Source organism: Brotaphodocola sp., assembly GCF_983179755.1.
Genome location: NZ_CFAHBC010000017.1, coordinates 35,807 through 57,453, shown reverse-complemented (window position 1 = coordinate 57,453; position 21,647 = coordinate 35,807). Strand labels below are relative to the sequence as shown.

22 protein-coding genes are annotated in these 21,647 nt (G+C 48.6%); 17 read left to right on the top strand and 5 right to left on the bottom strand.

Features of this window, described 5'->3' with window-relative positions:
• From AC4EVX_RS07955 to AC4EVX_RS07925, 7 genes are all read left to right on the top strand, one after another.
• The coding region (locus tag AC4EVX_RS07955) for a class I tRNA ligase family protein (protein ID WP_490159944.1) at positions 1 to 977 on the top strand (977 nt) is incomplete at its 5' end.
• Positions 978 to 1,164: 187 nt separating this feature from the next.
• Entirely contained in the window at positions 1,165 to 2,490 is a 1,326-nt protein-coding gene (locus tag AC4EVX_RS07950) for a bifunctional folylpolyglutamate synthase/dihydrofolate synthase (RefSeq protein WP_177977758.1), read from the top strand.
• 46 nt (positions 2,491 to 2,536) lie between these two features.
• Complete coding sequence (locus tag AC4EVX_RS07945; RefSeq protein WP_177977757.1) at positions 2,537 to 2,674, top strand: hypothetical protein; 138 nt, start codon at positions 2,537 to 2,539, stop codon at positions 2,672 to 2,674.
• Between the two features lie 12 nt (positions 2,675 to 2,686).
• Positions 2,687 to 3,997, top strand: a complete 1,311-nt coding sequence (locus tag AC4EVX_RS07940) for a tetratricopeptide repeat protein (RefSeq protein ID WP_177977756.1) — start codon at positions 2,687 to 2,689, stop codon at positions 3,995 to 3,997.
• A gap of 317 nt (positions 3,998 to 4,314) precedes the next feature.
• A complete protein-coding gene (locus tag AC4EVX_RS07935) occupies positions 4,315 to 4,653 on the top strand; it encodes an STAS domain-containing protein (RefSeq protein ID WP_177977755.1) in 339 nt (112 codons plus the stop codon).
• A gap of 16 nt (positions 4,654 to 4,669) precedes the next feature.
• Entirely contained in the window at positions 4,670 to 5,086 is a 417-nt protein-coding gene (gene spoIIAB / locus AC4EVX_RS07930; RefSeq protein ID WP_308450782.1) for an anti-sigma F factor, read from the top strand.
• Between the two features lie 4 nt (positions 5,087 to 5,090).
• Positions 5,091 to 5,816, top strand: coding sequence for a SigB/SigF/SigG family RNA polymerase sigma factor (locus tag AC4EVX_RS07925; RefSeq protein ID WP_177977754.1), 726 nt, complete (start codon positions 5,091 to 5,093; stop codon positions 5,814 to 5,816).
• Between the two features lie 16 nt (positions 5,817 to 5,832).
• Here AC4EVX_RS07925 and AC4EVX_RS07920 read toward each other — a convergent pair whose 3' ends face one another.
• Genes AC4EVX_RS07920 through AC4EVX_RS07905 form a run of 4 tightly spaced genes read right to left on the bottom strand, consistent with a single transcriptional unit; the run spans position 5,833 to position 7,618 of the window.
• Positions 5,833 to 6,288 carry a SpoVA/SpoVAEb family sporulation membrane protein gene (locus AC4EVX_RS07920; protein WP_177977753.1) on the bottom strand — a complete coding sequence of 152 codons (456 nt, stop codon included), beginning with the start codon at positions 6,286 to 6,288 and terminating at the stop codon, positions 5,833 to 5,835.
• 43 nt (positions 6,289 to 6,331) lie between these two features.
• The gene (locus tag AC4EVX_RS07915) at positions 6,332 to 6,784 is read right to left on the bottom strand and encodes a stage V sporulation protein AB (protein ID WP_490159943.1); all 453 of its coding nucleotides are present in this window, start codon (positions 6,782 to 6,784) and stop codon (positions 6,332 to 6,334) included.
• On the bottom strand, positions 6,771 to 7,406 hold the full coding sequence (locus tag AC4EVX_RS07910; RefSeq protein WP_177977752.1) for a stage V sporulation protein AA: 636 nt from the start codon (positions 7,404 to 7,406) through the stop codon (positions 6,771 to 6,773). Before AC4EVX_RS07910 ends, AC4EVX_RS07915 begins: the two co-directional genes overlap by 14 nt.
• Positions 7,403 to 7,618 carry a hypothetical protein gene (locus AC4EVX_RS07905; RefSeq protein WP_177977751.1) on the bottom strand — a complete coding sequence of 72 codons (216 nt, stop codon included), beginning with the start codon at positions 7,616 to 7,618 and terminating at the stop codon, positions 7,403 to 7,405. The genes AC4EVX_RS07910 and AC4EVX_RS07905 overlap by 4 nt, the downstream gene beginning before the upstream one ends.
• Positions 7,619 to 7,839: 221 nt before the next feature.
• Here AC4EVX_RS07905 and AC4EVX_RS07900 point away from each other — a divergent pair, with 221 nt between their 5' ends.
• Together AC4EVX_RS07900 and AC4EVX_RS07895 are read left to right on the top strand one after the other, a co-directional pair.
• Positions 7,840 to 8,856, top strand: a complete 1,017-nt coding sequence (locus AC4EVX_RS07900) for a stage V sporulation protein AD (protein WP_177977750.1) — start codon at positions 7,840 to 7,842, stop codon at positions 8,854 to 8,856.
• A gap of 199 nt (positions 8,857 to 9,055) precedes the next feature.
• Positions 9,056 to 9,433, top strand: a complete 378-nt coding sequence (locus tag AC4EVX_RS07895; protein WP_490159945.1) for a SpoVA/SpoVAEb family sporulation membrane protein — start codon at positions 9,056 to 9,058, stop codon at positions 9,431 to 9,433.
• Between the two features lie 25 nt (positions 9,434 to 9,458).
• Here the strand turns inward: AC4EVX_RS07895 and AC4EVX_RS07890 are convergent, their stop codons facing one another.
• Positions 9,459 to 12,146: a transglycosylase domain-containing protein gene (locus tag AC4EVX_RS07890; protein ID WP_490159942.1), complete on the bottom strand. Its 2,688-nt coding sequence runs from the start codon at positions 12,144 to 12,146 to the stop codon at positions 9,459 to 9,461.
• A 346-nt stretch (positions 12,147 to 12,492) separates the two neighbouring features.
• Between AC4EVX_RS07890 and AC4EVX_RS07885 the strand changes: the two genes are divergently transcribed.
• From AC4EVX_RS07885 to AC4EVX_RS07850, 8 genes are all read left to right on the top strand, one after another.
• Complete coding sequence (locus tag AC4EVX_RS07885) at positions 12,493 to 13,149, top strand: YigZ family protein (RefSeq protein ID WP_177976646.1); 657 nt, start codon at positions 12,493 to 12,495, stop codon at positions 13,147 to 13,149.
• A gap of 192 nt (positions 13,150 to 13,341) precedes the next feature.
• Positions 13,342 to 15,174 (top strand): translational GTPase TypA, encoded by a 1,833-nt coding sequence (typA, locus tag AC4EVX_RS07880; RefSeq protein WP_308452093.1) that lies wholly within the window; start codon positions 13,342 to 13,344, stop codon positions 15,172 to 15,174.
• Positions 15,175 to 15,365: 191 nt separating this feature from the next.
• Entirely contained in the window at positions 15,366 to 16,301 is a 936-nt protein-coding gene (locus AC4EVX_RS07875; RefSeq protein WP_177976629.1) for a LysR family transcriptional regulator, read from the top strand.
• Positions 16,302 to 16,475: 174 nt separating this feature from the next.
• Positions 16,476 to 18,101 (top strand): nickel ABC transporter substrate-binding protein, encoded by a 1,626-nt coding sequence (gene nikA, locus AC4EVX_RS07870; RefSeq protein WP_177976630.1) that lies wholly within the window; start codon positions 16,476 to 16,478, stop codon positions 18,099 to 18,101.
• Between the two features lie 116 nt (positions 18,102 to 18,217).
• Positions 18,218 to 19,159, top strand: a complete 942-nt coding sequence (gene opp1B / locus AC4EVX_RS07865; RefSeq protein WP_490159941.1) for a nickel/cobalt ABC transporter permease — start codon at positions 18,218 to 18,220, stop codon at positions 19,157 to 19,159.
• On the top strand, positions 19,159 to 19,983 hold the full coding sequence (gene opp1C / locus AC4EVX_RS07860) for a nickel/cobalt ABC transporter permease (protein ID WP_490159940.1): 825 nt from the start codon (positions 19,159 to 19,161) through the stop codon (positions 19,981 to 19,983). Before opp1B ends, opp1C begins: the two co-directional genes overlap by 1 nt.
• On the top strand, positions 19,980 to 20,852 hold the full coding sequence (locus AC4EVX_RS07855; protein ID WP_490159939.1) for an ABC transporter ATP-binding protein: 873 nt from the start codon (positions 19,980 to 19,982) through the stop codon (positions 20,850 to 20,852). The genes opp1C and AC4EVX_RS07855 overlap by 4 nt, the downstream gene beginning before the upstream one ends.
• Positions 20,845 to 21,624 (top strand): ABC transporter ATP-binding protein, encoded by a 780-nt coding sequence (locus AC4EVX_RS07850; RefSeq protein ID WP_490159938.1) that lies wholly within the window; start codon positions 20,845 to 20,847, stop codon positions 21,622 to 21,624. Before AC4EVX_RS07855 ends, AC4EVX_RS07850 begins: the two co-directional genes overlap by 8 nt.
• The last annotated feature ends 23 nt before the right edge of the window (positions 21,625 to 21,647 follow it).

The following is a 21,647-nucleotide window of genomic DNA, read 5'->3' as shown; positions in this document are numbered from 1 at the left end:
GCCGTAACTTTGCAAACAAGGTATGGAATGCATCCCGTTTCATCATGATGAACATCGAGAAGGCAAGTGCAGAGCGCATGGCAGAGTATGACCGCGCATATGCGAAGGATGCAGATGCATCTCTGGCAGAGAACGCACCGCTGACTCTGGCTGACAAGTGGATTCTCTCCCGCGTCAACACGCTGGCGAAGGATGTGACCGAGAACCTCGACAAGTTCGAGCTTGGAATCGCACTTCAGAAGGTTTACGATTTCATCTGGGAAGAGTTCTGCGACTGGTACATCGAGATGGTAAAACCGCGTCTGTGGAACGATGAGGACACGACGAAGGCTTCCGCTCTGTGGACGCTTAAAAAGGTTCTGATCCAGTCCTTGAAACTTCTGCATCCGTACATGCCGTTCATCACCGAGGAGATCTTCTGCAACCTTCAGGAGGAAGAGTCCTCAATCATGATTTCTGCTTGGCCGGAGTACAGCGAGAAGCTCAACTTTGCATCTGAGGAGCAGGCAGTTGAGACGATCAAGGAAGCAGTTCGCGCAATCCGTAACGTGCGCACCTCCATGAACGTTCCGCCGAGCAAGAAGGCAAAGGTATTCGTTGTATCCGATCGTCAGGATGTTCTTGACATCTTCGAGCACAGCAAATCCTTCTTTGCGACTCTGGCATATGCGAGTGAGGTTGCACTCCAGGCAGATAAGACAGGAATCGGTGAGGACGCAGTATCCGCAGTGATCCCTTCCGCATCAATCTACATGCCGTTTGCAGAGCTTGTCGATGTGGAGAAGGAGATCGAGCGTCTTGAGAAGGAGAAGACCCGTCTTGAGGGCGAACTTAAGCGTGTAAACGGAATGCTCAGCAACGAGAAGTTCATCAGCAAGGCTCCGGAGGCAAAGATCGCTGAGGAGAAGGCAAAGTTAGAGAAGTACACCCAGATGATGAAGCAGGTTGAGGAGCATCTGGCTCAGCTAAAGAAATAAGAGTTTTAAAGAAATAAGATCGGCAAAATCCGTTGCGGTTTGCGAGGCGTGTGAACGGTGACGGGAAAGCATCAGGCAGAAAACAGCAGGCATGTCCGGGGGCACAGGAAGAAAGTGTGCATAACCCCGGACATGATTGCATACATTGTAACAGTTCAAAGCCTGGAAAGGAAAGAATAAGAAAGAGATGGAAGAGCAGGCAAGAGCTTATCTGGATCAGATTCCATTCTGGACCAGAAAGAAAAATACGCTGGAGCAAGTCAGAGATTTTCTCACAGAACTTGGAAATCCAGACGATTCCCTCCGCATTATTCATGTCGCGGGGACAAATGGAAAGGGTTCGGTCTGTGCGGATCTGACGGCTGTCCTCCTGTGTGCGGGATACCATGTCGGAACGTTTATCTCTCCGCATCTGACGGATGTGAAGGAAAGATTTCTTCTCGATGGGAGTCCGGCACCGGAAGAGACGTTTGAGAAGAGTTTTGAGAATGTGCGCGCAGTCACCGGGAAGATGTGCGCGAAGGGCTATGCTCATCCGACGTTCTTTGAATTTGTCTTTCTGATGGCGATGGATCTGTATGGGCGGGAGAAACCGGACTGGGTGGTGTTGGAGACCGGACTTGGCGGACTTCTTGATACGACGAATGTTATCCGGAGTCCAAAGACCTGTATCATCACCTCGATCAGTCTCGACCATACCGCCTATCTTGGTACAAGCATTCCGGAGATTGCGATGCAGAAGGCGGGGATCATCAAGCAGGGAGTTCCGGTGATTTTTGATGATACTCAGCCTGAGGCGTCCGCAGTGATCGCAAAACAGGCAGAGAGCAGAGGCTCTGCATTCTATCCGGTGAATCCGATCAAGCCGATTAATGTGCAGGATATTCAGGAAAATGATGCGGTCGATCGGAAAGTGGTCTCGGAGGTGAAGTTTTCAGCTCCTTATCAGGCACAGAATGCGAGAATTGCGCTCAAGGCGATTGAGGTGCTGACAGAGCGCGGAGAACTTGAGACTGTGGCAGAAGAGACAAAGCGGGAAGCACTCAGCCATGTGTGCTGGCCGGGACGGATGCAGAACGTTCGCGAGGATGTCTGGCTTGACGGTGCTCACAATCCCGGAGGAATCTCGGCGTTTATTGAGGCAGTCAAGGCACAGAAGAGTGATAAGGCGATTCATCTGCTGTTTGCGGCGGTTTCGGACAAGGATTACCGGGAGATGATCAAGATGCTCTGTGACAATCTTCATCCCGCTGTCGTGACGGTTGTCCACATCGACAGCGCACGCGCGACAGATGAAAATTTGCTTGCTAATCTCTTTGGGCAGGCAGGATGCGAGACTGTGGAACAGTATGGATCTGCAAGAGAAGCACTTGAGTCTGCACTTGCAAAGAAGAAAGAGACGGATCGATTATATGTCGTCGGCTCTCTGTATCTGATCGGGGAGATTCAGCGCATCTTAAAGACGATGCCGGAAGCTGTCTGTGAGAAAACTGTCGGAGGGAAAATGCTCTGAAAAACAGTGACTTTGGACTGGAAGAAAGGATTGGTGAATAACAATCATGCTGGATTTTGAACAGGAAATTGCCCGCTTTAAGCCGAGCCTTGAGGTGAGTGAGGTGGAAGCGTCGATTGTGCGGGAAGATTTGACGGATATGAATGACCTGATGATGGAATTTTTAAAAGAGAAAAAACAGTAAGGCGGATATAGGATGGATACACAAAAAAGAAACCGCCGGATCGCCGATGCCTACTATAATCTGGGACTGGAGAGAGCGGGGCAGAGGGATTTGACCGGAGCTGCTATGGCGCTCAAGAAGAGCCTGCGGTTTGATAAGTACCAGACGGATGCCCGGAATCTTCTGGGTTTGATTTACAATGAGACCGGAGAAGTGGGATCGGCGCTCACACAGTGGGTCATCAGTCTGAATCTTCAGGAGAAAAACAATCTTGCGGAAGAGTACCTGCGCCGTGTCCATGAGGATAAGGGATATTTAGAGCTGGCAGACCAGTCGGCAAAGAAGTTTAATCAGGCACTTGGACATGCCGTAAACAACAACGAAGATCTTGCGGTGCTGATGCTTTCTCGCATGCTTGAGGATTTTCCGCAGTATGTGAAGGCACAGGAACTGCTTGCCCTGCTCTATATTCAGCGTGAGGATTACACGAAGGCGGGGCGCTGTCTGTATCAGGCACTTAAAGTTGACCACTACAATCCGCAGGCACAGAGATATATGGATGTGGCGAAGAAGCACACCGGAAAGGCTGAGGTGGAGAAGAGAAAACTCAAAAATGCGTTTTCCCATCGCCAGATGCAGGATGACGACATCATCATTCCGCCAAGTTACAAGGAAACGACGGGACTTCAGTCTGTCTTGAACATTCTGGTGGGACTTGTTCTCGGTGCAATGGTGATTTTCTTCCTTGTCATGCCGGCAAAGACCGAGGCACTCAATGCGAGCCACAATCAGGAGACACAGAAGATTCTCGAACAGCTGAATCAGAAAAATCTGGAAGTCGATGACTTGAACAGCCAGCTCGATATGGCAAATGCGGAAAAGCAGAAGGCAGAGGATTCGCTTCAGACGATTGTCAGCAGTAATGACGGAATTTTAAGTCAATATCAGAGATTGGTACAGATCCTTCAGGCATATCGGGACAATGATATGAAAACGGCTGCTCGGCTCTATTCCGACACCGACTTTTCTGTGATGAATGACGATGCATCCATGAGAAACACGATCTCATGGATTCAGACTGATATGGAAGAAAAGGCGTGGAAGATCCTTGAGGAGTTGGGCGATGAGGCGGTCTCTCAGGATCCGGCATCCCAGCAGGCACTTGTGTATTACCAGAAGAGCCTGATAGTTAAGGGCGACAATCCATCGGCTCTGTACAAGCTCGGAAGTGTCTATCAGGCACAGGGCGATATGAATTCGGCAAATACTTATTACGGGGATGTGATTTTGAATTTCCCGAACTCCGAGTATGCGAGAGAGGCGCAGAGACAGAGAGGATACTAAGTTGTGAGTAAGCGCAGATGAAGCACAGATTAAATGTGGATCAAGTGTAGTGCAGATCAAATGCGCGAGAAAGAACATAACATATAAAAATATTAAAAAATTAAGAATTTTAGGAATTGAAAAGCACGACAGAGAAATTGCGTAGGCGATGGATCTGGAGTGCTTTTTTGTATGATAGGAAATTGCACCCTCGCGGAGCGGAGCGTATAACTCAGAAGGGGATTGTCTCCCCTCCTGAGAAGACTTGTGATACCCCCCACCTAAAGAGGAGGGGGACATCCACTCTGAGTTATAAATGATAAAGGGAGGACACAACTATGACAGAAACCTTCACCTATGAAGCGCGGGATCAGATTCTGGTGATTCATCTTCCGAAGGAACTGGATCATCACAACTGCCGAAATTTGAGATATGAGACGGATCTTCTGTTCTCGGAAAATTATATCCGCAAGGTGGTGTTTGATTTTTCCAGAACGGAATTCATGGACTCTTCCGGTATCGGGGTTCTCTTAAATCGCTATAAGCAGATGGCAAGAAGCGGGGGGAGTGTGACGCTCTACGGGGTCAGGGAACAGATTGGTCGTGTGCTTGCGATTGGAGGAGTTACCCGACTGATTGCACATTTTGACACAAAGGAAGCGGCAATCGCGGGGTGAGATGGAGGAGATGTGCATGCAACGGTTTCATATGGAAATGGAGAGTTTATCGGAGAATGAGGAATTTGCCCGGGTGGTGACGGCGGTCTTTATGAGTCGTCTCGACCCGACACTCGAGGAGATCGAGGATGTGAAGACTGCGGTCTCGGAGGCAGTAACGAATGCGGAGATCCACGGATATGCGGGAAAGCAGGGGATCATTGAGATGGACTTGGAGATTGAGGGGCAAGAGCTGACGATTCAGGTGAAGGATTGCGGGCGGGGGATCGAAAATGTGGAGAAGGCGATGGAACCTCTGTTTACGACCGACCGCTCGGGAGAACGCTCCGGTATGGGATTTTCTTTTATGGAAGCCTTTATGGATGAGTTGGAGGTGAAATCGGAGGTCGGAAAAGGAACGTTGGTGATCATGAAAAAGAGGATCGGACGGTGAGAGCATGGAAGAGGTACGGGAACTTTTACGGCGTGCCCGGGCAGGAGAGACAGAATGCCGGGAGGCAGCTGTGCTTGCAAACACTGGTCTTGTCTGGAGCATGGTCAGACGCTTTACAGGGAGAGGATATGAGGCGGAGGATCTATTTCAGATCGGATGCATCGGGCTTTTAAAAGCGATTGATCGGTTTGATCTGTCCTTTGATGTCTGCTTTTCGACGTATGCGGTTCCGATGATTGCCGGGGAGATCAGGCGATTCTTAAGAGATGATGGGATGCTTAAAGTCAGCCGGTCGATGAAAGAACTGGCGATGCGCGTTCGCTCTGCGAGGGAGGCATTGACTGGGGAGCTTGGGCGAGAGCCCGGGATGGATGAGATTGCCGGTCGTGTCGGGGTGTCACGAGAGCAAGCGGTGGCATCACTTGAGGCAGTGACGCAGGTGGATTCGATTTATCGAAATATCGGAAATAAAGAAGGGCAGGAGCTTGCCCTGATGGATCGACTCACGGATGAAAATCAGGAAGAAGAAAACTTGATGAATCGAATGGTTCTTGAGCATCTCCTCGAAAAACTTGACGGGCTGGAAAGAGAAATCATTGTGCGCCGATATTTTGAGGATCAGACGCAGACGCAGATTGCACAGGAATTATCGCTTACGCAGGTGCAGGTATCCCGCATGGAGAAGAGGATTTTACAGCGCATGCGGGAGTGGATGAGGGAATCTTCCTAGCTTTCTGGAAATTTTTCTAAATAAATCCTAAAAATTTTCCGATCAGGAAAATCAGACCGAGAATCCAGCTTGCGAGGACTCCGTAGAGGATCACAGGACCGGCGATCGTAAAGATCTTGACGCCGATGCCGAATACATGACCTTCTGTGCGGTATTCGATTGCGGGTGCGGAGACGGAGTTCGCAAATCCGGTGATCGGGACGAGAGCACCTGCACCGCCCCATTTGACGATCTTGGGGTAGATTCCAAGACCCGTAGAGAGGGCGCTCAAGAAAATTAAGGTCAGCTGTGTGAGCGTCTGTGCCTTTTCTTTTTCAAGACCGGCACGGCTGACGAGAAAAAGAATCAGGATCTGGGCACCGGCGCAGATGACTCCTCCTGTTACAAATGCCTTTCCCATATCTGCGAGAAGTCCGTTGACCGGAGTTACTTTTTTGACGTAATCGCCATATGCTTTTTTGTTCAGTTCCATAGAAAATCAGTCCTCCAGTTCATATATTTATCTTAGAAAATTCTTACCCATCCATTCCATAAAAAAAGTAGAGCAGAGATCCAGCCAACTTTCCGAGGGCGATGGAGAGAATCAGATATTGGAGCCCGACAGAGAGATGGCTGCGTCTGCTGATAACAGGAAGTGTCTTGAGCGTTTCCGCAAGTGACATGGCGAGACAGCCGACAAAAATTCCGACCGAAGCTCCAAAGATCGCGAGGAGAAGTGAGGCGATCGGGGCAAAAATCGAGGTGAGCGGGAACTCGTAGAGATCCCAGAGATTTCCAAAGATTCCGCCGGAAACAATCACAGTCTCATAGAGCATAATGTGAGATCGTGTTTTTGTTTTTCCGATCAAACGGGGAAATACGCCGATGATGGCGAGAAATGCGAAGACACCACCTGCAATGATGCTTCCGGCACTCAGTCCAATCAAAGATAAGAGAAGCGTATGCAGAAGTGGATTATTGAATATCAATGTCCTGCTCCTTTCGAGAGTCGTTTTGAATCAGTGTCTTGCAGATATTTTCCTCATAGAGTCGCATTTCCACCTCAAGCGGTGTCGGGTCCGTGTTCAGCTTGAAACGGAGTACATGATTAAAAAAGGCGAGAATTCCGACAGCAAGTCCGATGGAATAGGATGCCTCTAAGACCGTGAAGCCGGTTTTCTCCTGACCGGTCACAAGGCGGTAGACCTCGGAGAAGACGTCGGTTACATTAACATCGTTGTTGAATGTCATGATCGCAAATGCAGATCCGCAAAAGGCAATCAGACAGACAATCAGTGTTTTCGTCCATGCCAGAGCCAGTTTTGGCGGGTGCGGGGGCTGATAGTCAATGATGAATTCGACTTTTCCGATGTTTGTGACCTGAATCGTAGAATCCGCAGATTCTAAAAGCGAGATCACATCCAGAGCCTGACAGACATAGCGCCGGGGCTTTGAGCTGTGAAGCGTGCGGATCTTCATCGATTTACACCGGTTCTGGATATGCGGATTTTTGCAGTAGACATCAGCCACATTCCGCAGAAAGACATCTTTTTCATGCACTTCCGTGATCTCTCTGAGATTGAGATAGACCACAGAGGCTGCCAAACTCATAAAATGACCTCCAGGGTGATGGAGGCATCCGCTGTGAGAGCCATTCTCTGCTCTGGCATTTCTATGGAAGTTTGCTGTACGAGGGTGCTTCCCTCATGGTGCGGGCGCCTGGTGTCTGTCCAGAGAATGAACAGGAGGACGCTGATTGTGAACAGGCAGATCAGTGTCATAAGTGCGCGCGCGTGGTTTTTTAAAAAACTGAGAATCGTCATCGTATATCACATCCTTTTCAGAAATCAGTATATGCAAAGAATCGTTCCAATATGTGTGGACGAGAAGTCAATGACTGGAAAAACTGAACGCAAAAACAGACGAGAGACGACAAAGATAGAAAAATAGAATAGAAGTTACATGGTGCGGGAATTCTAATGGAAAAAAGAATTAAAAAAGGACTTTGAAAAACTTTATTGAGGAGAAAGGAGCTTGAAACAACATGCAAAAAGGAAGAGCGAGTATGGTTCCGGGGCGACCGGTTTATCTGGTCTCATCGGCTTCAGTTGTCGGAAAAAAGGAGGGGGAGGGACCACTCGGAAAAAAATTTGATGTTGTGGAGCAGGATGCGATGTTTGGAGCGCCAAACTGGGAGCAGGCGGAGAGCGCGATGCAGAAGCAGGCAGCGGATCTTGCACTTGAGAAGCGGGATATTCACAGAAAAGATGTCCGTTACCTGTTTGCGGGAGATTTGCTCGGACAGCTGATTGCAACCTCGTTTGGAACCGTGGATCTCGACATTCCGCTGTTTGGACTTTATGGAGCGTGTTCGACAATCGGGGAGGCGATTGGTCTTGGAAGCATGTGTGTCGGGGCAGGGGATGCCGACTGTGTGCTTGCGCTCGCTTCCAGTCATTATGCGACCGCAGAGAAGCAGTTTCGGTTTCCGCTTGGATATGGGAGTCAGAGACCGCAGAGTGCCTCGTGGACTGTGACCGGATGTGGAGCAGTCGTACTCTCATCGAAACGTCCATCGTCTGGAACAGCAGTCAAGATTGCAGGCGTCACGACAGGAAAACTTGTAGATATGGGAATCCATGATTCAATGAATATGGGAGCTGCGATGGCACCTGCTGCTTGGAACACGATTATGACAAATTTTCAGGATTTTGGGGTGGATGAATCCCATTATGACCGGATCATCACCGGGGATCTTGGGCGAATTGGTCAGAAGATTTTGCTTGATTTCATGAGAGAAGAAGGTCATGAGCTGTCAGGGATTCACATGGACTGCGGAATTGAGATTTATGATTATGGATCTCAGGACATTCATGCGGGCGGAAGCGGGTGCGGATGCTCGGCAGTGACACTGTGCGCGCAGATTTTCCCTAAACTTTTGAGCGGGGAATGGAAGCGCGTGCTCTTTCTCCCGACAGGTGCACTGCTCTCGACGGTCAGCTACAATGAGGGACAGAATATTCCGGGGATTGCACACGGAGTAATTCTTGAGAGCGTTTGAGTGAGATAAAAAATAAGTAAAGATGAATGAAGTTAAGTGAAATAAATGAGATAAGTAAGATAGGGTTGCAGAGGTGTGGAATTTACCCACATAAAAATCAAGGATGACAAAATGGAGAAAACAACGACGGGAAATGGATCGTGTGAGCCATGGACTGAAAAATGAGAAGAAAAGGAGACTGTGAGAAAATATGATGAATATGACAGGGATGGAAGTTACAGTGGAGATCGGGAAATCGTTTCTCGTCGGAGGGGCTATCTGCGCGCTCGTTCAGATCCTGCTTGACCGGACAAAGATGATGCCGGGAAGGGTGATGGTACTGCTTGTGGTATCGGGGGCAATTCTTGGATTTTTCGGGCTTTATCAGCCATTTTCGGAGTGGGCGGGCGCAGGTGCGGGGGTACCGCTTCTCGGTTTTGGAAATACACTCTGGAAGGGAGTAAAAGAAGGAATTGCAGAGAATGGGATGATCGGGATTTTCAGCGGAGGCTTGGAGGCCAGTGCAGCGGGAATTTCCGCCGCACTGATCTTTGGTTACCTCTCAGCCCTGATCTTTAAACCTAAGATGAAAGAGTAATCTAAGTTTTCGGTGTTGTTTTAACCTAGTCACGTCCGGGACCATTTGAGATTCCGGCTCTTGGCAGTGCCGAAGCACCGCCTCCCGGACCATAGCCCGGACCAAGGTTGCTGATTCCGGCAGGCGGAAGCGTCTCCGGAGTCTGACTGGAAGGTCCACCGCTCTCTGCACCATCAGTTGCCGGGGCAATCGTGGAAGCCGTGTGTCCGCCACACTTTCTCGTCGGCATTGCGTAAGCAGAATCATCGGTTGAGCTGTCTGCATCTGCGGGAAGTGCAAGGCGGATTTTTGTTGATTTCGGGCATCCGGAGTTTGGAAGCAGTCCGGTGATGCTACATACCGTTGCACGTACATGAACATCGCACAGATCCGTCGGGACACTGCCCTTTGCAAAGTACTCGGTGTAGGTTGCATCTCCGCGCGGATCCTCATCGCAGACTCCGGGAATTGCAAGCTTTCCGGATTTCCGGCAGATCACAGCGGTCTCTACGCTGTCCGGAACACTGAATCCCGGATCTTCTTTTCCCTCGTGAACCCGGGTCATGATCTTTCGCCAGATATCCTTGTGGAAGGAGGTTCCGCCGTTTCGTGAAGTCAGTTTCTGGTTATCGTCACAGCCGGCCCAAATGCCGGCAGTGAAGTACGGGGTGTAGCCCACAAACCAGATATCGTTGTTCTTGGAAGTCGTTCCGCTCTTTCCGGCACTTGACATGTTTGCGATTTTTGCGCGGGTACTCGTCGAGTTGATCGAGCTTCCGAACTTTCGGTTTGCCTCCATCGAATCCGACATGGCGTCCGTCAGAAGAAAGGCTGTGGAATCCTTGAGCACGCGGTGCGTCTCCGGCTCGTTGTTGATCAGGATCTTGCCGTCGTGGTCTAGAATCTTCGTGAAGAAGATCGGTTTCGTGTAGACACCGCCGTTTGCGATCGAGGCGTAGGCGGCAGTCAGTTCAAGGTTGCTGACACCTTTTGTCAGTCCGCCGAGAGCAGTTGCGGCGTTGTAATCAGTCGCGGTCAGCGAGGTGATTCCGAAGTTATTGGCGTACTCGACACCGACCTGAGGAGTCACGGTTTCCATCAGACAGCGTACGGCAACGATATTCATTGAGTAGATGATACCGTCGCGGATGCTTGAGTAACCGGTGTATCCCTGACTGTACCAGTTGGAAAATGTTTTGTTTCCAACGGTGTACGGAGCGTCGTAGTAGACGGTTCCGAGAGTTGCTCCGCGTGCATCGATCGCGGGCGCAAAGGCAGAGATGATTTTGAATGTTGATCCCGGCTGACGAAGCGTGTTTGTCGCGCGGTTCAGCGTCAGGCTTGCGGTCTTGGAACCTCGACCACCGCTGATTGCCTTGACCTGTCCGGTTTTCTGATCCATGAGTACAAATGAAACCTGAGGCTCTAAGATTTTTGTCAGGCGCTCGCCGATGATCGTGTCTCCCTCCTTGAGCAGATAAGCCTTGTATGCTTCAATATCTGCGTCAACTGCCTCCTCCGTGTCATAGAGACCGTCGAAATTGTCGTCGCGGACATCGGTGTGCCAACTGCGGATCGATTTTTCTGAGAAATGCTCGGTCGTGCCATCCGCGTGTGTCACGGAGAGACGGTACTCGATCGAATAGCGTTTGACGGAGTAATTGTCCGGATTGTTGACTTCCTCATCGACGATTGTCTGGAGATCCGGGTCCTGAGTCGTGTAGATCTGAAGACCACCGCTGTAAATCAGGTTGTGCGCCTGTGTGTCGGTGTAGCTGAGTTTTTCCATCAGCGTTTCCTTGACCTGCTGGATCAGCTCATCGGTGAAATAGCTGTACGGGGTGGAGTTCTCGCGATTTGCGGTGTCAATGTTCTGAATCCGGTCATAGACATCGTCGGCAAGAGCTTCCTCCTGTTGCTCCTTCGAGATATAACCCTGTTCGAACATATATTGAAGGATGACCTTGCGCTTCTCCGCATTTGCCTCCTGCCCGGTGATCGGGTTTAATCGAGACGGGTTCTGCGTGATTCCCGCGATGACAGCGCACTCGGAGAGCGTCAGATCGGAGACATCTTTATTAAAATACCGTCTTGCGGCAACCTTGACTCCGAGCGTGTTGTTTCCGAGATTGATCGTGTTTAAATAGTTGGTGAGGATGAGCTTGCGGTCCATCGAGCGCGTGAGCTGGAGCGCAAGATACTGCTCCTGAATCTTTCGCTCAAGGCGGGCACCAAAGCTGGTCTCCATTCCGCCATTAAAGACGTTGTTCTTGATCAACTGCTGGGTCAGTGTACTTCCTCCACCGAGGTTCTGACCCGTCAGGACACCGACTGCCGCACGGGAGATCGAGCGCAGATCGATGCCGTTGTGTTGCCAGAATCGGGAATCCTCGATTGCGACAAACGCGTTGATCAGATCCTGCGGGAGCTCGTCGTAAGTAGCTTCCTCGCGGTTCGAGCCGGTCTGTACGAGAGTATCGGTCAGGTTTCCGGCACTGTCATAGACCGTCGTGGCATAGCCGACCGGGACAATGCTGTCGACATTGAGCTCCGGGGCACTGTCAATGATTCCCATGAAAATGCCGATGCCGATGCTGGAAGTGACCAGAACAGCAAAAAGGCAGAGAATCAGAAAGGTCTTAAAGAAGGTGAGAAAGACACGGGTGGTGTATTTCTTTTTCCTGGAATAGATCAGATCGATCTTCTTTTCTGTTGCTTCTTTTCCATAATTCATGTATTTGCCAAAAAATCCTCCTGCAAAATAAAAATGTGTATCAGCTTTTCTCATTATAACAAAAACTGACGGACAAGTAAACCGTGGAGCATGTTTTCAAAAATATGCCCGGATTAGCCGTTCTTGTTTATACGTTGTGGAAAGGAAAACAGATTTTGCCGGTGCTTTGCATATTTTCTTTTCTTATGATATGATGGAAAACAGGACGATCGCATATCGACTTGAAAACAGAAATCACGAAAAATCAGGAATCACTAAAAATAAAGAAAAAACCAAAAGAGCAGACAGAAAGATAAAACAGGAAAAAGAAAAGGAAACGGAATAAATGATGGAACAGACAAAAAATATGCCACAGCAGTACAAAATCCTCTACCGCGGGGGAGAGGGAGAGATTGTTGAGAAGAAATCCCGCTTTATTGCGACGACGAGACCGGTAAAGAGCGAGGAGGAGGCGATCGCCTTCATCGAGGAGATGAAGAAAAAATACTGGGATGCAAGACACAACTGTTCCGCCTATGTGATCGGAGAGCGTGGTCAGGTGCAAAGATGCAGTGACGACGGGGAGCCGAGCCAGACCGCAGGTCGCCCGATGCTTGATGTCCTTCTCGGGGAGGAAGTCCGCAATATCTGCGTTGTGGTCACGCGGTATTTCGGTGGAACCCTGCTTGGAACGGGCGGTCTTGTGCGCGCGTACTCGAGTGCGGTTCAGGAGGGACTCAAAAACAGCGCGGTTGTCGAGAAATGCCTCGGAGACCGGATTCTGATCCACACAGATTACAATGGAGTCGGAAAACTCCAGTATGTCGCAGGGCAGATGGGGCTGACAATCCTCGACACCCAGTACACTGATCAGGTCGATATGACGTTCATGGTTCCGGTTGATCAGACGGGTTCGTTTCTCAGCCAGGTGACCGAGAAGACTGCAGGCAGAGCCCAGATTGAGCGCGAGGGAACCCTCTACTATGGAATGCTTGACGGCGAGATGATTCTGTTTGAGGATTAGAGAGGGGATTTGTATTTTTTTGCGTGCAAGGTTTTCTCACCTTATAAAATATGAAAATCACGAAAAAAAGCCTTGCAATCTGTGAAATGCAATGCTATATTAGAGTACTGTAATGGAAACCGAGAACAGGAGCTAAGGGCAGAATAATTCGTCCTTAGCTCTTTTAAAGATTAAAGAAGGAAGAGCACAGAGATGAAGATTAAGAGAGAAGACGTAAGAAACATCGCGATTATCGCCCATGTTGACCACGGTAAAACCACTCTGGTTGATGAGCTGTTAAAGCAGAGCGGTGTATTCCGCGCAAACCAGGAAGTCGAGGAGCGTGTCATGGACTCCAACGATATCGAGCGTGAGCGTGGTATCACCATTCTGTCCAAGAACACCGCAGTTTTCTACAAGGATAAGAAGATCAACATCATCGACACCCCTGGACATGCAGACTTCGGTGGTGAGGTTGAGCGTGTACTGAAGATGGTAGACGGCGTTGTTCTGGTTGTAGATGCGTATGAGGGTCCGATGCCACAGACCAAGTTCGTTTTACAGAAAGCGCTGGATCTTGATCTCTCTGTCATCGTCTGCATCAACAAGATTGACCGTCCGGAGGCAAGACCGAACGATGTTATCGATGAGGTTCTGGAACTGTTCATGGATCTGGATGCTTCTGACGAACAGCTTGACTGCCCGTTCGTATATGCATCTGCAAAGGCTGGATTTGCAAAGAAGGAGCTTGACGATCCGGATGTGGATATGAGCCCGCTGTTCGAGACGATCATCAACTACATTCCGGCTCCGCAGGGAGATCCGGATGCACCGACCCAGATGCTGATCTCCACGATCGACTACAACGAGTATGTAGGTCGTATCGGTATCGGTAAGATCGACAATGGTGTGGTAAAGGTGAACCAGGAAGTTGCAATCGTAAACCATCACGATCCGGACAAGATGCGCCGTGTCAAGATCGGTAAGCTGTACCAGTTTGACGGCTTAAAGAGAGTTGAGGTTCAGGAGGCTACGATCGGAGACATCGTTGCTGTTTCCGGTATCACAGATCTTCACATCGGAGATACCCTGTGTTCCGTAGAGAACCCGGAGGCAATTCCGTTCCAGAAGATTTCCGAGCCGACGATCGCAATGAACTTCATGGTAAACGACAGCCCGTTAGCAGGACAGGAAGGTAAGTTCATCACTTCCCGTCATATCCGTGAGCGTCTGTTCCGTGAGCTGAACACCGATGTCAGCCTGCGTGTCGAGGAGACCGATTCACCGGATTGCTTCAAGGTATCCGGACGTGGTGAGCTTCATCTGTCTGTTCTGATCGAGAACATGCGCCGTGAGGGCTTTGAGTTCGCAGTCAGCAAGGCAGAGGTTCTCTACAAGTACAACGAGAGAAACCAGAAGCAGGAGCCGATGGAGCTTGCTTACATCGATGTTCCGGAGGAGTTCACCGGTGCTGTTATCCAGAAGCTGACTTCCAGAAAGGGTGAGCTTCAGGGAATGAGCCCGACAAACGGCGGATACACCCGTCTCGAGTTCTCAATCCCGGCAAGAGGTCTGATCGGATACCGCGGTGAGTTCATGACCGATACAAAGGGAAATGGTATCATCAACACGATGTTCGACGGATATGGTCCGTACAAGGGTGATTTGAGCTATCGCAGAACCGGTTCCCTGATCGCATACGAGAGTGGTGAGGCAATCACCTACGGTCTGTTCAATGCACAGGAGCGTGGAACCCTGTTCATCGGACCTGGCGAGAAGGTATATTCCGGTATGGTTATCGGACAGAGCCCGAAGACCGAGGACATCGAGGTCAATGTCTGCAAGACGAAGAAGCTGACCAACACCCGTTCCTCAAGCTCTGATGAAGCTCTGCGTCTGGTTCCGAAGAAGATCATGAGCCTTGAGCAGTGCCTCGAGTTCATCGATACCGACGAGCTTCTTGAGGTTACCCCGGAGAACCTGCGTATCCGCAAGCGTATCCTTGATCCGCTTCTGCGTAAGCGCGCTTCCTTCAAGAAGGGTTGATGGAAATTACTTAAAAACGAATAAAAAAATAGGGTATTACATTCAGAATCGTGAGGATGCAATACCCTTTTTTTTATACAGGGGTTAGCCTAAGCTAATTTTGGATAGATGGAAGCAGATTAGAATTTGCATATAAAAATAAGCACAAAAACAGGATTGCATAAGAATATGACAGATAAAGGAGAGATCTCATGGAAATCAAACAGCTAGAGTACTTTGTCACTGCGGTAGATTGTGGAAGTCTGAATCAGGCAGCACAACAGCTTTATACGACACAGCCGAATGTCAGCCGGGTGCTTGCAGGGCTTGAAAAAGAGCTGTGTACCGAACTCATGGTCAGAAGCAGTAAGGGAATCAGCATGACTTCCCAGGGAGAACTCCTTTACAGTCATGCCATGAATATTTTAAAGCATGCAAATATCATTCGATCGATGACAGGAAAACAACGCGCGCCAAGACTCAGTATTTCGGGTTACAGAAGCAGTATTCTGACGAGGCTGTTGACGGAGATTTATCAGGAAAATGAGAGTTTGAACAGAAAAAAAGGAGAAAGATCTCTTGAATTTGAGTATCATGAGGGAACGATGGAAGAGATCACAGATGATGTGTCGGAGCATGTATCAGAGCTTGGAATTGTGTATCTTGCGGAACGTCAGCTCAAATGTTTTCAACATATTCTGGAACATAAGAAACTGAAATTTTTCCCGCTCGACCGGAGAAAATTCTGTATTTATATGGGAAAGCATCATCCGTTGTATGAGCGGGAGAGTTTGGAGTTTTCTGAACTAAAAACGTTAAAGTTTGTCGGAGAGGTGCAGGATTTTTTTGCGATGGAGCATCATATTGAGAGCGTCAGTATGGGAGAATTTACGACGGAACATATGGAACAGACCTTTGTAACAAACAGCGACTATATGATTCACAATCTCCTGCTTCACTCGGATGTATGCTGTATGGGAATCGAATTTGTATCTTCCGAGTATCAGAAATCAGAGATTCGCGGGATGCCGATTGATGGATGCGAGCCATTTCTTGTGATTGGATATGTGATTCCGGAAAAAGGAGAATTGTCAAGTTATGCGAGACGTTATCTGGAAAAATTAAAGCAGAACTTGCAGGTGTTATAACAAAATGTGATAACATATCCCCTCTAAATCGGTATTAGTAAGTTAGTGCTAACTGTGATATATTATTTCTCGTGCAAAAAAGTAAAGTAAAACAGAACGCAGAGGACGAAAGAAGAGGTGTCTCTGTGAACAGACAAAAGGTAGTATGCGATTTATGCAATGAGGAGGAATAAGATGAAAAAGAAGTTAGCTGGTCTTTATCTGGCAGGAGCTGTGGCAGTGGCTTTAAGTGGTTGTGGCGGTTCTGCCGAGAAGACGACAAATCAGAAAAATGAGGCAGTGAGCACAGAGGAATCTTCGGTGAGCGCATCGGAGGAAAAGACCGACCTGATCTTTGTAAATTACCGCGATATCCGCGACTTAAATCCGCATCTCTATGCAGGAGAGATGTATGCGCAGGAAATGCTCTATGAGGGACTCGTCAATATCACGGCAACCGGATATGAGGGATGCCTTGCAGAGAGCTGGGACATCAGTGAAGATGGAAAGACTTATACGTTCCACATCCGTGACGGTGTAAAATTTTCTGATGGAGAGGTCTGTGATGCAAATGCAATCAAGGCAAACTTTGATGCAATCATTGAAAACAAGGATCGCCATACCTGGTTGGAGATGATGAATCTGCTTGTCGGAGTTTCTGCTCCGGATGAGAAGACGTTCGTCATTGAGCTTTCTGAGCCGTACTATCCGCTTCTGACAGAGCTTGGAGTGACGAGACCGTTTGCGATGATCTCTCCGAAGGCAATGAAGGACGGAAGCACAAAAGACGGAGTGAATGCCTACATCGGAACAGGTCCGTATGTGCTGACAGATTTTGTGACGGATGAGTATGCGGTATTTGAGGCGAATGAGAATTACTGGGGAGAACAGCCGGCAATCAAGAAGATCACGGTAAAGGTAATTCCGGATAACCAGACGAGAATTCTTGCGCTTGAGAAGGGCGAGATTGACATGATTTTCGGAAAGAACATGATCGATGCCGACGCAATCAACCAGTATCAGGGAAATGATAAGTTCAAGGTGGAGCTTTCTGATCCGACTTCCACACGCCAGATTGTCTTAAATACGACGAGAGACGTTCTTGCAGAGAAGGAAGTTCGCCAGGCCTTACAGCATGCGACGAATAAGCAGGCAATCTCAGAGGGAATCTTCTACGGTCTTGAACAGCCGGCAGACACACTTTTTGCAGAGACGATTCCGTATTGCAACATTGGTCTGACACCGTATGAGTATGATGTGGAAAAGGCAAAGAACATTCTTGCAGAGGCAGGATGGAGCGCAGGAAGCGATGGAGTTCTGGAGAAGGATGGACAGAAATTAAACATAGATCTTCTGTACAACAGCGACAGTGTGACGGAGAAGGCGATTTCCGAGTATCTTCAGAGTGAATATGCAAAGATCGGAATTTCTCTGAACATTCATGGAGAGGAAGAACAGTCTTACCGTGACAATATGAAAGCAGGAAACTTTGATATGGTATTTAATATTTGCTGGGGAACCCCGTATGATCCGCAGTCTTCTCTTGCAGCGATGAGAGCTCCGGTATATGGGGATTATGCGGCACAGCTTGGGCTTGAGGATAAGGCGGAGATCGATGAGGCGATCACAAATATTCTGATTTCCACAGATGAGAATGAGAGACAGGATCTGTATAAATTTGTCCTGACCAGACTTCATGAGGATGCCGTTTACATTCCGCTGACTTATGAGTGCAACAAGGCGATCTACCGTTCTGATCTGAAAGGCTTCCATTTCACTCAGACACAGTATGAAGTGCCGTTTGCAGATTTTTCCTTCTAAAAAACAACACTTTTAGAAAAACCAACAGACAGATCACAGAAGCCGTCTCTTGCAGACTGCCGGAAGCAGTTGCGGGAAGACGGCTTCTCCTAAAATGAACGGAGTAGAATTTATTTATGAAACAGTATGTGACGAAGCGGATTCTCTCGGCGATTCCGCTGTTGATCATTATTTCTTTTGTGTGTTTTGTGTTTATCAATCTGATTCCTTCTGATCCGGCGGAGGTTGCTCTGCGCGTTCGTCAGGTACCGATTATCACAGATGAGGCGATTGCAGAAGTGCGGGCACAGCTCGGTCTGGACAAGCCGTATCTGGTTCGTTATTTCAGCTGGCTTTTAGACTGCCTGCATGGAGACTTTGGAATCAGCTATGTCAATCCGACCCGAACTGTGGCAGGAGAACTGATGAGATGTCTCCCGGCGACGCTTCAACTTGCGGGTGTTTCTTTTGTGATGGTGATTGTTCTAAGTCTTCCGATTGGTTTCTTATGTGCCGTCTATAAAGATGGCTGGTTTGATAAAATCATGCGTGCCCTTGTTTTTATGACGACGGCAATGCCAGCCTACTGGGTTGGACTTCTTCTGATGTGGCTGGTTTCCATCAAACTGGATCTTCTTCCGACAAGCGGAAATGGAACTTTAAAACATCTGATTCTTCCCTCCTTTACGGTGTCGCTGAGCTATATTTCCACCTACATTCGTCTGATCCGCAACAATATGCTTGAAAATATGAAGCAGGATTATGTGTTGTATGCAAATGTAAGAGGACTGCCGTCGAGAAACATTCTGGTAAAACACATTTTAAAAAATTCCATGCACACCTGTATCGTGGCGATTGGAATGAGTATTCCTCAGTTGATTTCCGGAACGATTGTTGTGGAAAATGTATTTGCGTGGCCGGGACTTGGAACGCTCTGTATCAGCTCGATCTTTAACCGGGATTATCCGGTGATTCAGACGTATGTACTGCTGATTGGAGTACTTTTTGTTGTGTTTAACCTTGTATTTGATATTTTGCAGACGGTATCTGACCCACGAATGAGAAAGGAAGGAGCATAATGGGAAGACGGTTTCTTCAGAATAAAACGGCGATGGTGACGGTTGCCATCGTACTTCTTACGGCACTTGCCGGAATTTTTGCACCGGTACTTGCACCGCACGATCCTTATGAGGCGGATATTATGAACAAATTTGCCGGTTTTTCGGCGCAGTATCCGCTTGGAACAGATAATCTTGGGAGGTGCATTCTTTCCCGAATGATTTACGGAATTCGCCCGACTCTGGGACTCGCGGTGCTGACGATGCTTGGCACGATTGGACTTGGAGCGCTGATGGGACTTCTTGCAGGATATTTTCGTGGAATCCCGGAAGAAGTGATTATGAGAACCGTTGATGTCATGCTCTCATTTCCGAGTCAGATCATGGTTTTTGCAGTTGTGGCACTTCTCGGAATCAATGTCCAGAATGTGATTCTTGCAAATGTGTTTATCAAGTGGGCGTGGTATGCAAGAATGATCCGGACGGGAGTCATGCAGTATCGCGACCGCAATTTTGTCCAGTTTTCGCGCTGTGTGGGAATGCCGGAGAGATTTATTCTTGTGCGCCATCTCGTGCCTTCAATTGCAGCGGATCTGGCAGTTCTTGCTTCTCTCGATGTGGGTTGGGCAATCATAAATATTTCCACACTCTCGTTTCTTGGTCTTGGCGTGCAGGCACCGACACCGGAGTGGGGCGCTATGCTGAATGAGGCGAAAAATGTGCTGACGAGCAATCCGACCCAGATGATTGTCCCGGGTGTGGCGATTGTGATTCTCGTTTCCGCATTCAATTTGATGGGAGATGCGCTGAGAGATGTACTGGATCCGAAGGAGGTGGATCGATGAGAACCGAAACATTGTCGGTTGAAGAGCGGGCCGGTCAGAAGCCGGTTGTCCGCGTGGAAGATTTGAGGGTTTCTCTGAAAAAACGCCATAAGCAGACAGAACTTGTAAAAGAGGTGTCGTTTGAAGTCTATCCGGGGGAGTGTCTGGGAATCCTTGGAGAGTCAGGAAGTGGAAAGAGCATGAGTGTCAAGGCAATGCTTGGAATTCTCGATAAGAACTTTGAAGTCAGCGGAAATGCGTGGTTTGAGGAGAAAAATCTGATTAAGGAGAGCAAGGAAACGCTTCGATCCATTCGAGGAAGCAAGATTGCAGTTGTTTTGCAGAACCCGATGACCTGTTTTGATCCACTCTACCGGATCGGAAATCAGATGGCAGAGACGTTTGCGACGCACACAGACTGGAAAAAAGAAGAGATTTTCCGTCGCTCGGTCGAGATTTTAGAGCGCATGAAAATTCGCAATCCCGAGGAGGTGCTGGCGAAATATCCACACCAGCTATCAGGTGGAATGCTTCAGCGAATCATGATTGGAATTGCAATGGCATTAAAGCCGGCGCTTCTGATCGCGGATGAGCCGACAACAGCGATCGATGCAATCACTCAGCATGAGATTTTGGAAGAGTTTATTCGAATCAAGCAGGAGCATCAGACGGCGATGATTTTTATCACGCATGATCTTGGTGCAATTTCCAGAGTGGCGGATCGCCTGATTGTGATGAACAGCGGGGAGGTTGTGGATCGCGGAGATTTCCAACATATCCTGCATCATGCATCGGATTCGTACACCCGTCTTCTTGTGGAAAAACGGGCGGAGGTCATGAAAAAATACCGGGAGAGCATTCACGGTCATCAGGAGGTTTGCCATGATTAAGATGAGAGAGATCTGTGTCAGCTTTCGCAGTGAACGTCAGGAAAAGTTATTTGGAGTTAGCAGAGATCAGATCCTTTTTGATGTCTCTCTTGATTTGGAACAGGGAAGCTGTCTGGGGATTCTTGGAGAGTCGGGGAGCGGAAAATCTACGCTTGGCAGAGTGATCTGTGGGCTTTTAAAGCCAGATTCCGGTTCGTATCAACTTGATGGGACAGAGGTATATGCCTCCAGAGCGGGAAAAAAACTTTTGCAAAATCGTCTCAGTGTGGTATTTCAGGATTATACAACATCTGCAAACCCGAGATTTCGGATCCGTGATGTGCTTGCGGAAGGAATTCGTGTGTGGGAGAGAAAGAGCAAAGAGAAGATCGATCGCACAGCGGAATGCCGTCGACTGATGGAACTTGTGGGACTGAATGAGACGTATCTGGATCGTTTTCCACATGAACTTTCCGGTGGACAGCTTCAGCGCGTCTGTATTGCGAGAGCGGTTGCCTGTCGTCCGGAGCTGATTCTTTTTGATGAGGCAATCTCTTCCCTCGATGCCCATACGCAGGTGCAGATCATGGATCTTTTGAGGGAACTGAAAGAAAAACTGAATCTGACGTATGTTTTTATCACACATGATCTGACATCGGTCACCTATCTGTGTGATCAGGTGATGTTTTTGTATCATGGGCGCGTAACAGAGCGTATTCCGGTAAATCAGATTGCACAGACGAAAAATCCGTATGCGAGAAAACTGCTGGAATCTGTGATTGAGTTTGCGTAAAGAAACGGCAAAGAAAAGTGAAA

Excerpts from the sequence above, each read along its gene's own strand:
- AC4EVX_RS07950 (WP_177977758.1), top strand. The coding sequence starts at position 1,165 with ATGGAAGAGCAGGCAAGAGCTTATCTGGATCAGATTCCATTCTGGACC.
- AC4EVX_RS07945 (WP_177977757.1), top strand. The coding sequence starts at position 2,537 with ATGCTGGATTTTGAACAGGAAATTGCCCGCTTTAAGCCGAGCCTTGAG.
- AC4EVX_RS07940 (WP_177977756.1), top strand. The coding sequence starts at position 2,687 with ATGGATACACAAAAAAGAAACCGCCGGATCGCCGATGCCTACTATAAT.
- AC4EVX_RS07935 (WP_177977755.1), top strand. The coding sequence starts at position 4,315 with ATGACAGAAACCTTCACCTATGAAGCGCGGGATCAGATTCTGGTGATT.
- spoIIAB (WP_308450782.1), top strand. The coding sequence starts at position 4,670 with ATGCAACGGTTTCATATGGAAATGGAGAGTTTATCGGAGAATGAGGAA.
- AC4EVX_RS07925 (WP_177977754.1), top strand. The coding sequence starts at position 5,091 with ATGGAAGAGGTACGGGAACTTTTACGGCGTGCCCGGGCAGGAGAGACA.
- AC4EVX_RS07920 (WP_177977753.1), bottom strand. The coding sequence starts at position 6,288 with ATGGAACTGAACAAAAAAGCATATGGCGATTACGTCAAAAAAGTAACT.
- AC4EVX_RS07910 (WP_177977752.1), bottom strand. The coding sequence starts at position 7,406 with ATGAGTTTGGCAGCCTCTGTGGTCTATCTCAATCTCAGAGAGATCACG.
- AC4EVX_RS07905 (WP_177977751.1), bottom strand. The coding sequence starts at position 7,618 with ATGACGATTCTCAGTTTTTTAAAAAACCACGCGCGCGCACTTATGACA.
- AC4EVX_RS07900 (WP_177977750.1), top strand. The coding sequence starts at position 7,840 with ATGCAAAAAGGAAGAGCGAGTATGGTTCCGGGGCGACCGGTTTATCTG.
- AC4EVX_RS07895 (WP_490159945.1), top strand. The coding sequence starts at position 9,056 with ATGACAGGGATGGAAGTTACAGTGGAGATCGGGAAATCGTTTCTCGTC.
- AC4EVX_RS07890 (WP_490159942.1), bottom strand. The coding sequence starts at position 12,146 with ATGAATTATGGAAAAGAAGCAACAGAAAAGAAGATCGATCTGATCTAT.
- AC4EVX_RS07885 (WP_177976646.1), top strand. The coding sequence starts at position 12,493 with ATGCCACAGCAGTACAAAATCCTCTACCGCGGGGGAGAGGGAGAGATT.
- typA (WP_308452093.1), top strand. The coding sequence starts at position 13,342 with ATGAAGATTAAGAGAGAAGACGTAAGAAACATCGCGATTATCGCCCAT.
- AC4EVX_RS07875 (WP_177976629.1), top strand. The coding sequence starts at position 15,366 with ATGGAAATCAAACAGCTAGAGTACTTTGTCACTGCGGTAGATTGTGGA.
- nikA (WP_177976630.1), top strand. The coding sequence starts at position 16,476 with ATGAAAAAGAAGTTAGCTGGTCTTTATCTGGCAGGAGCTGTGGCAGTG.
- opp1B (WP_490159941.1), top strand. The coding sequence starts at position 18,218 with ATGAAACAGTATGTGACGAAGCGGATTCTCTCGGCGATTCCGCTGTTG.
- opp1C (WP_490159940.1), top strand. The coding sequence starts at position 19,159 with ATGGGAAGACGGTTTCTTCAGAATAAAACGGCGATGGTGACGGTTGCC.
- AC4EVX_RS07855 (WP_490159939.1), top strand. The coding sequence starts at position 19,980 with ATGAGAACCGAAACATTGTCGGTTGAAGAGCGGGCCGGTCAGAAGCCG.
- AC4EVX_RS07850 (WP_490159938.1), top strand. The coding sequence starts at position 20,845 with ATGATTAAGATGAGAGAGATCTGTGTCAGCTTTCGCAGTGAACGTCAG.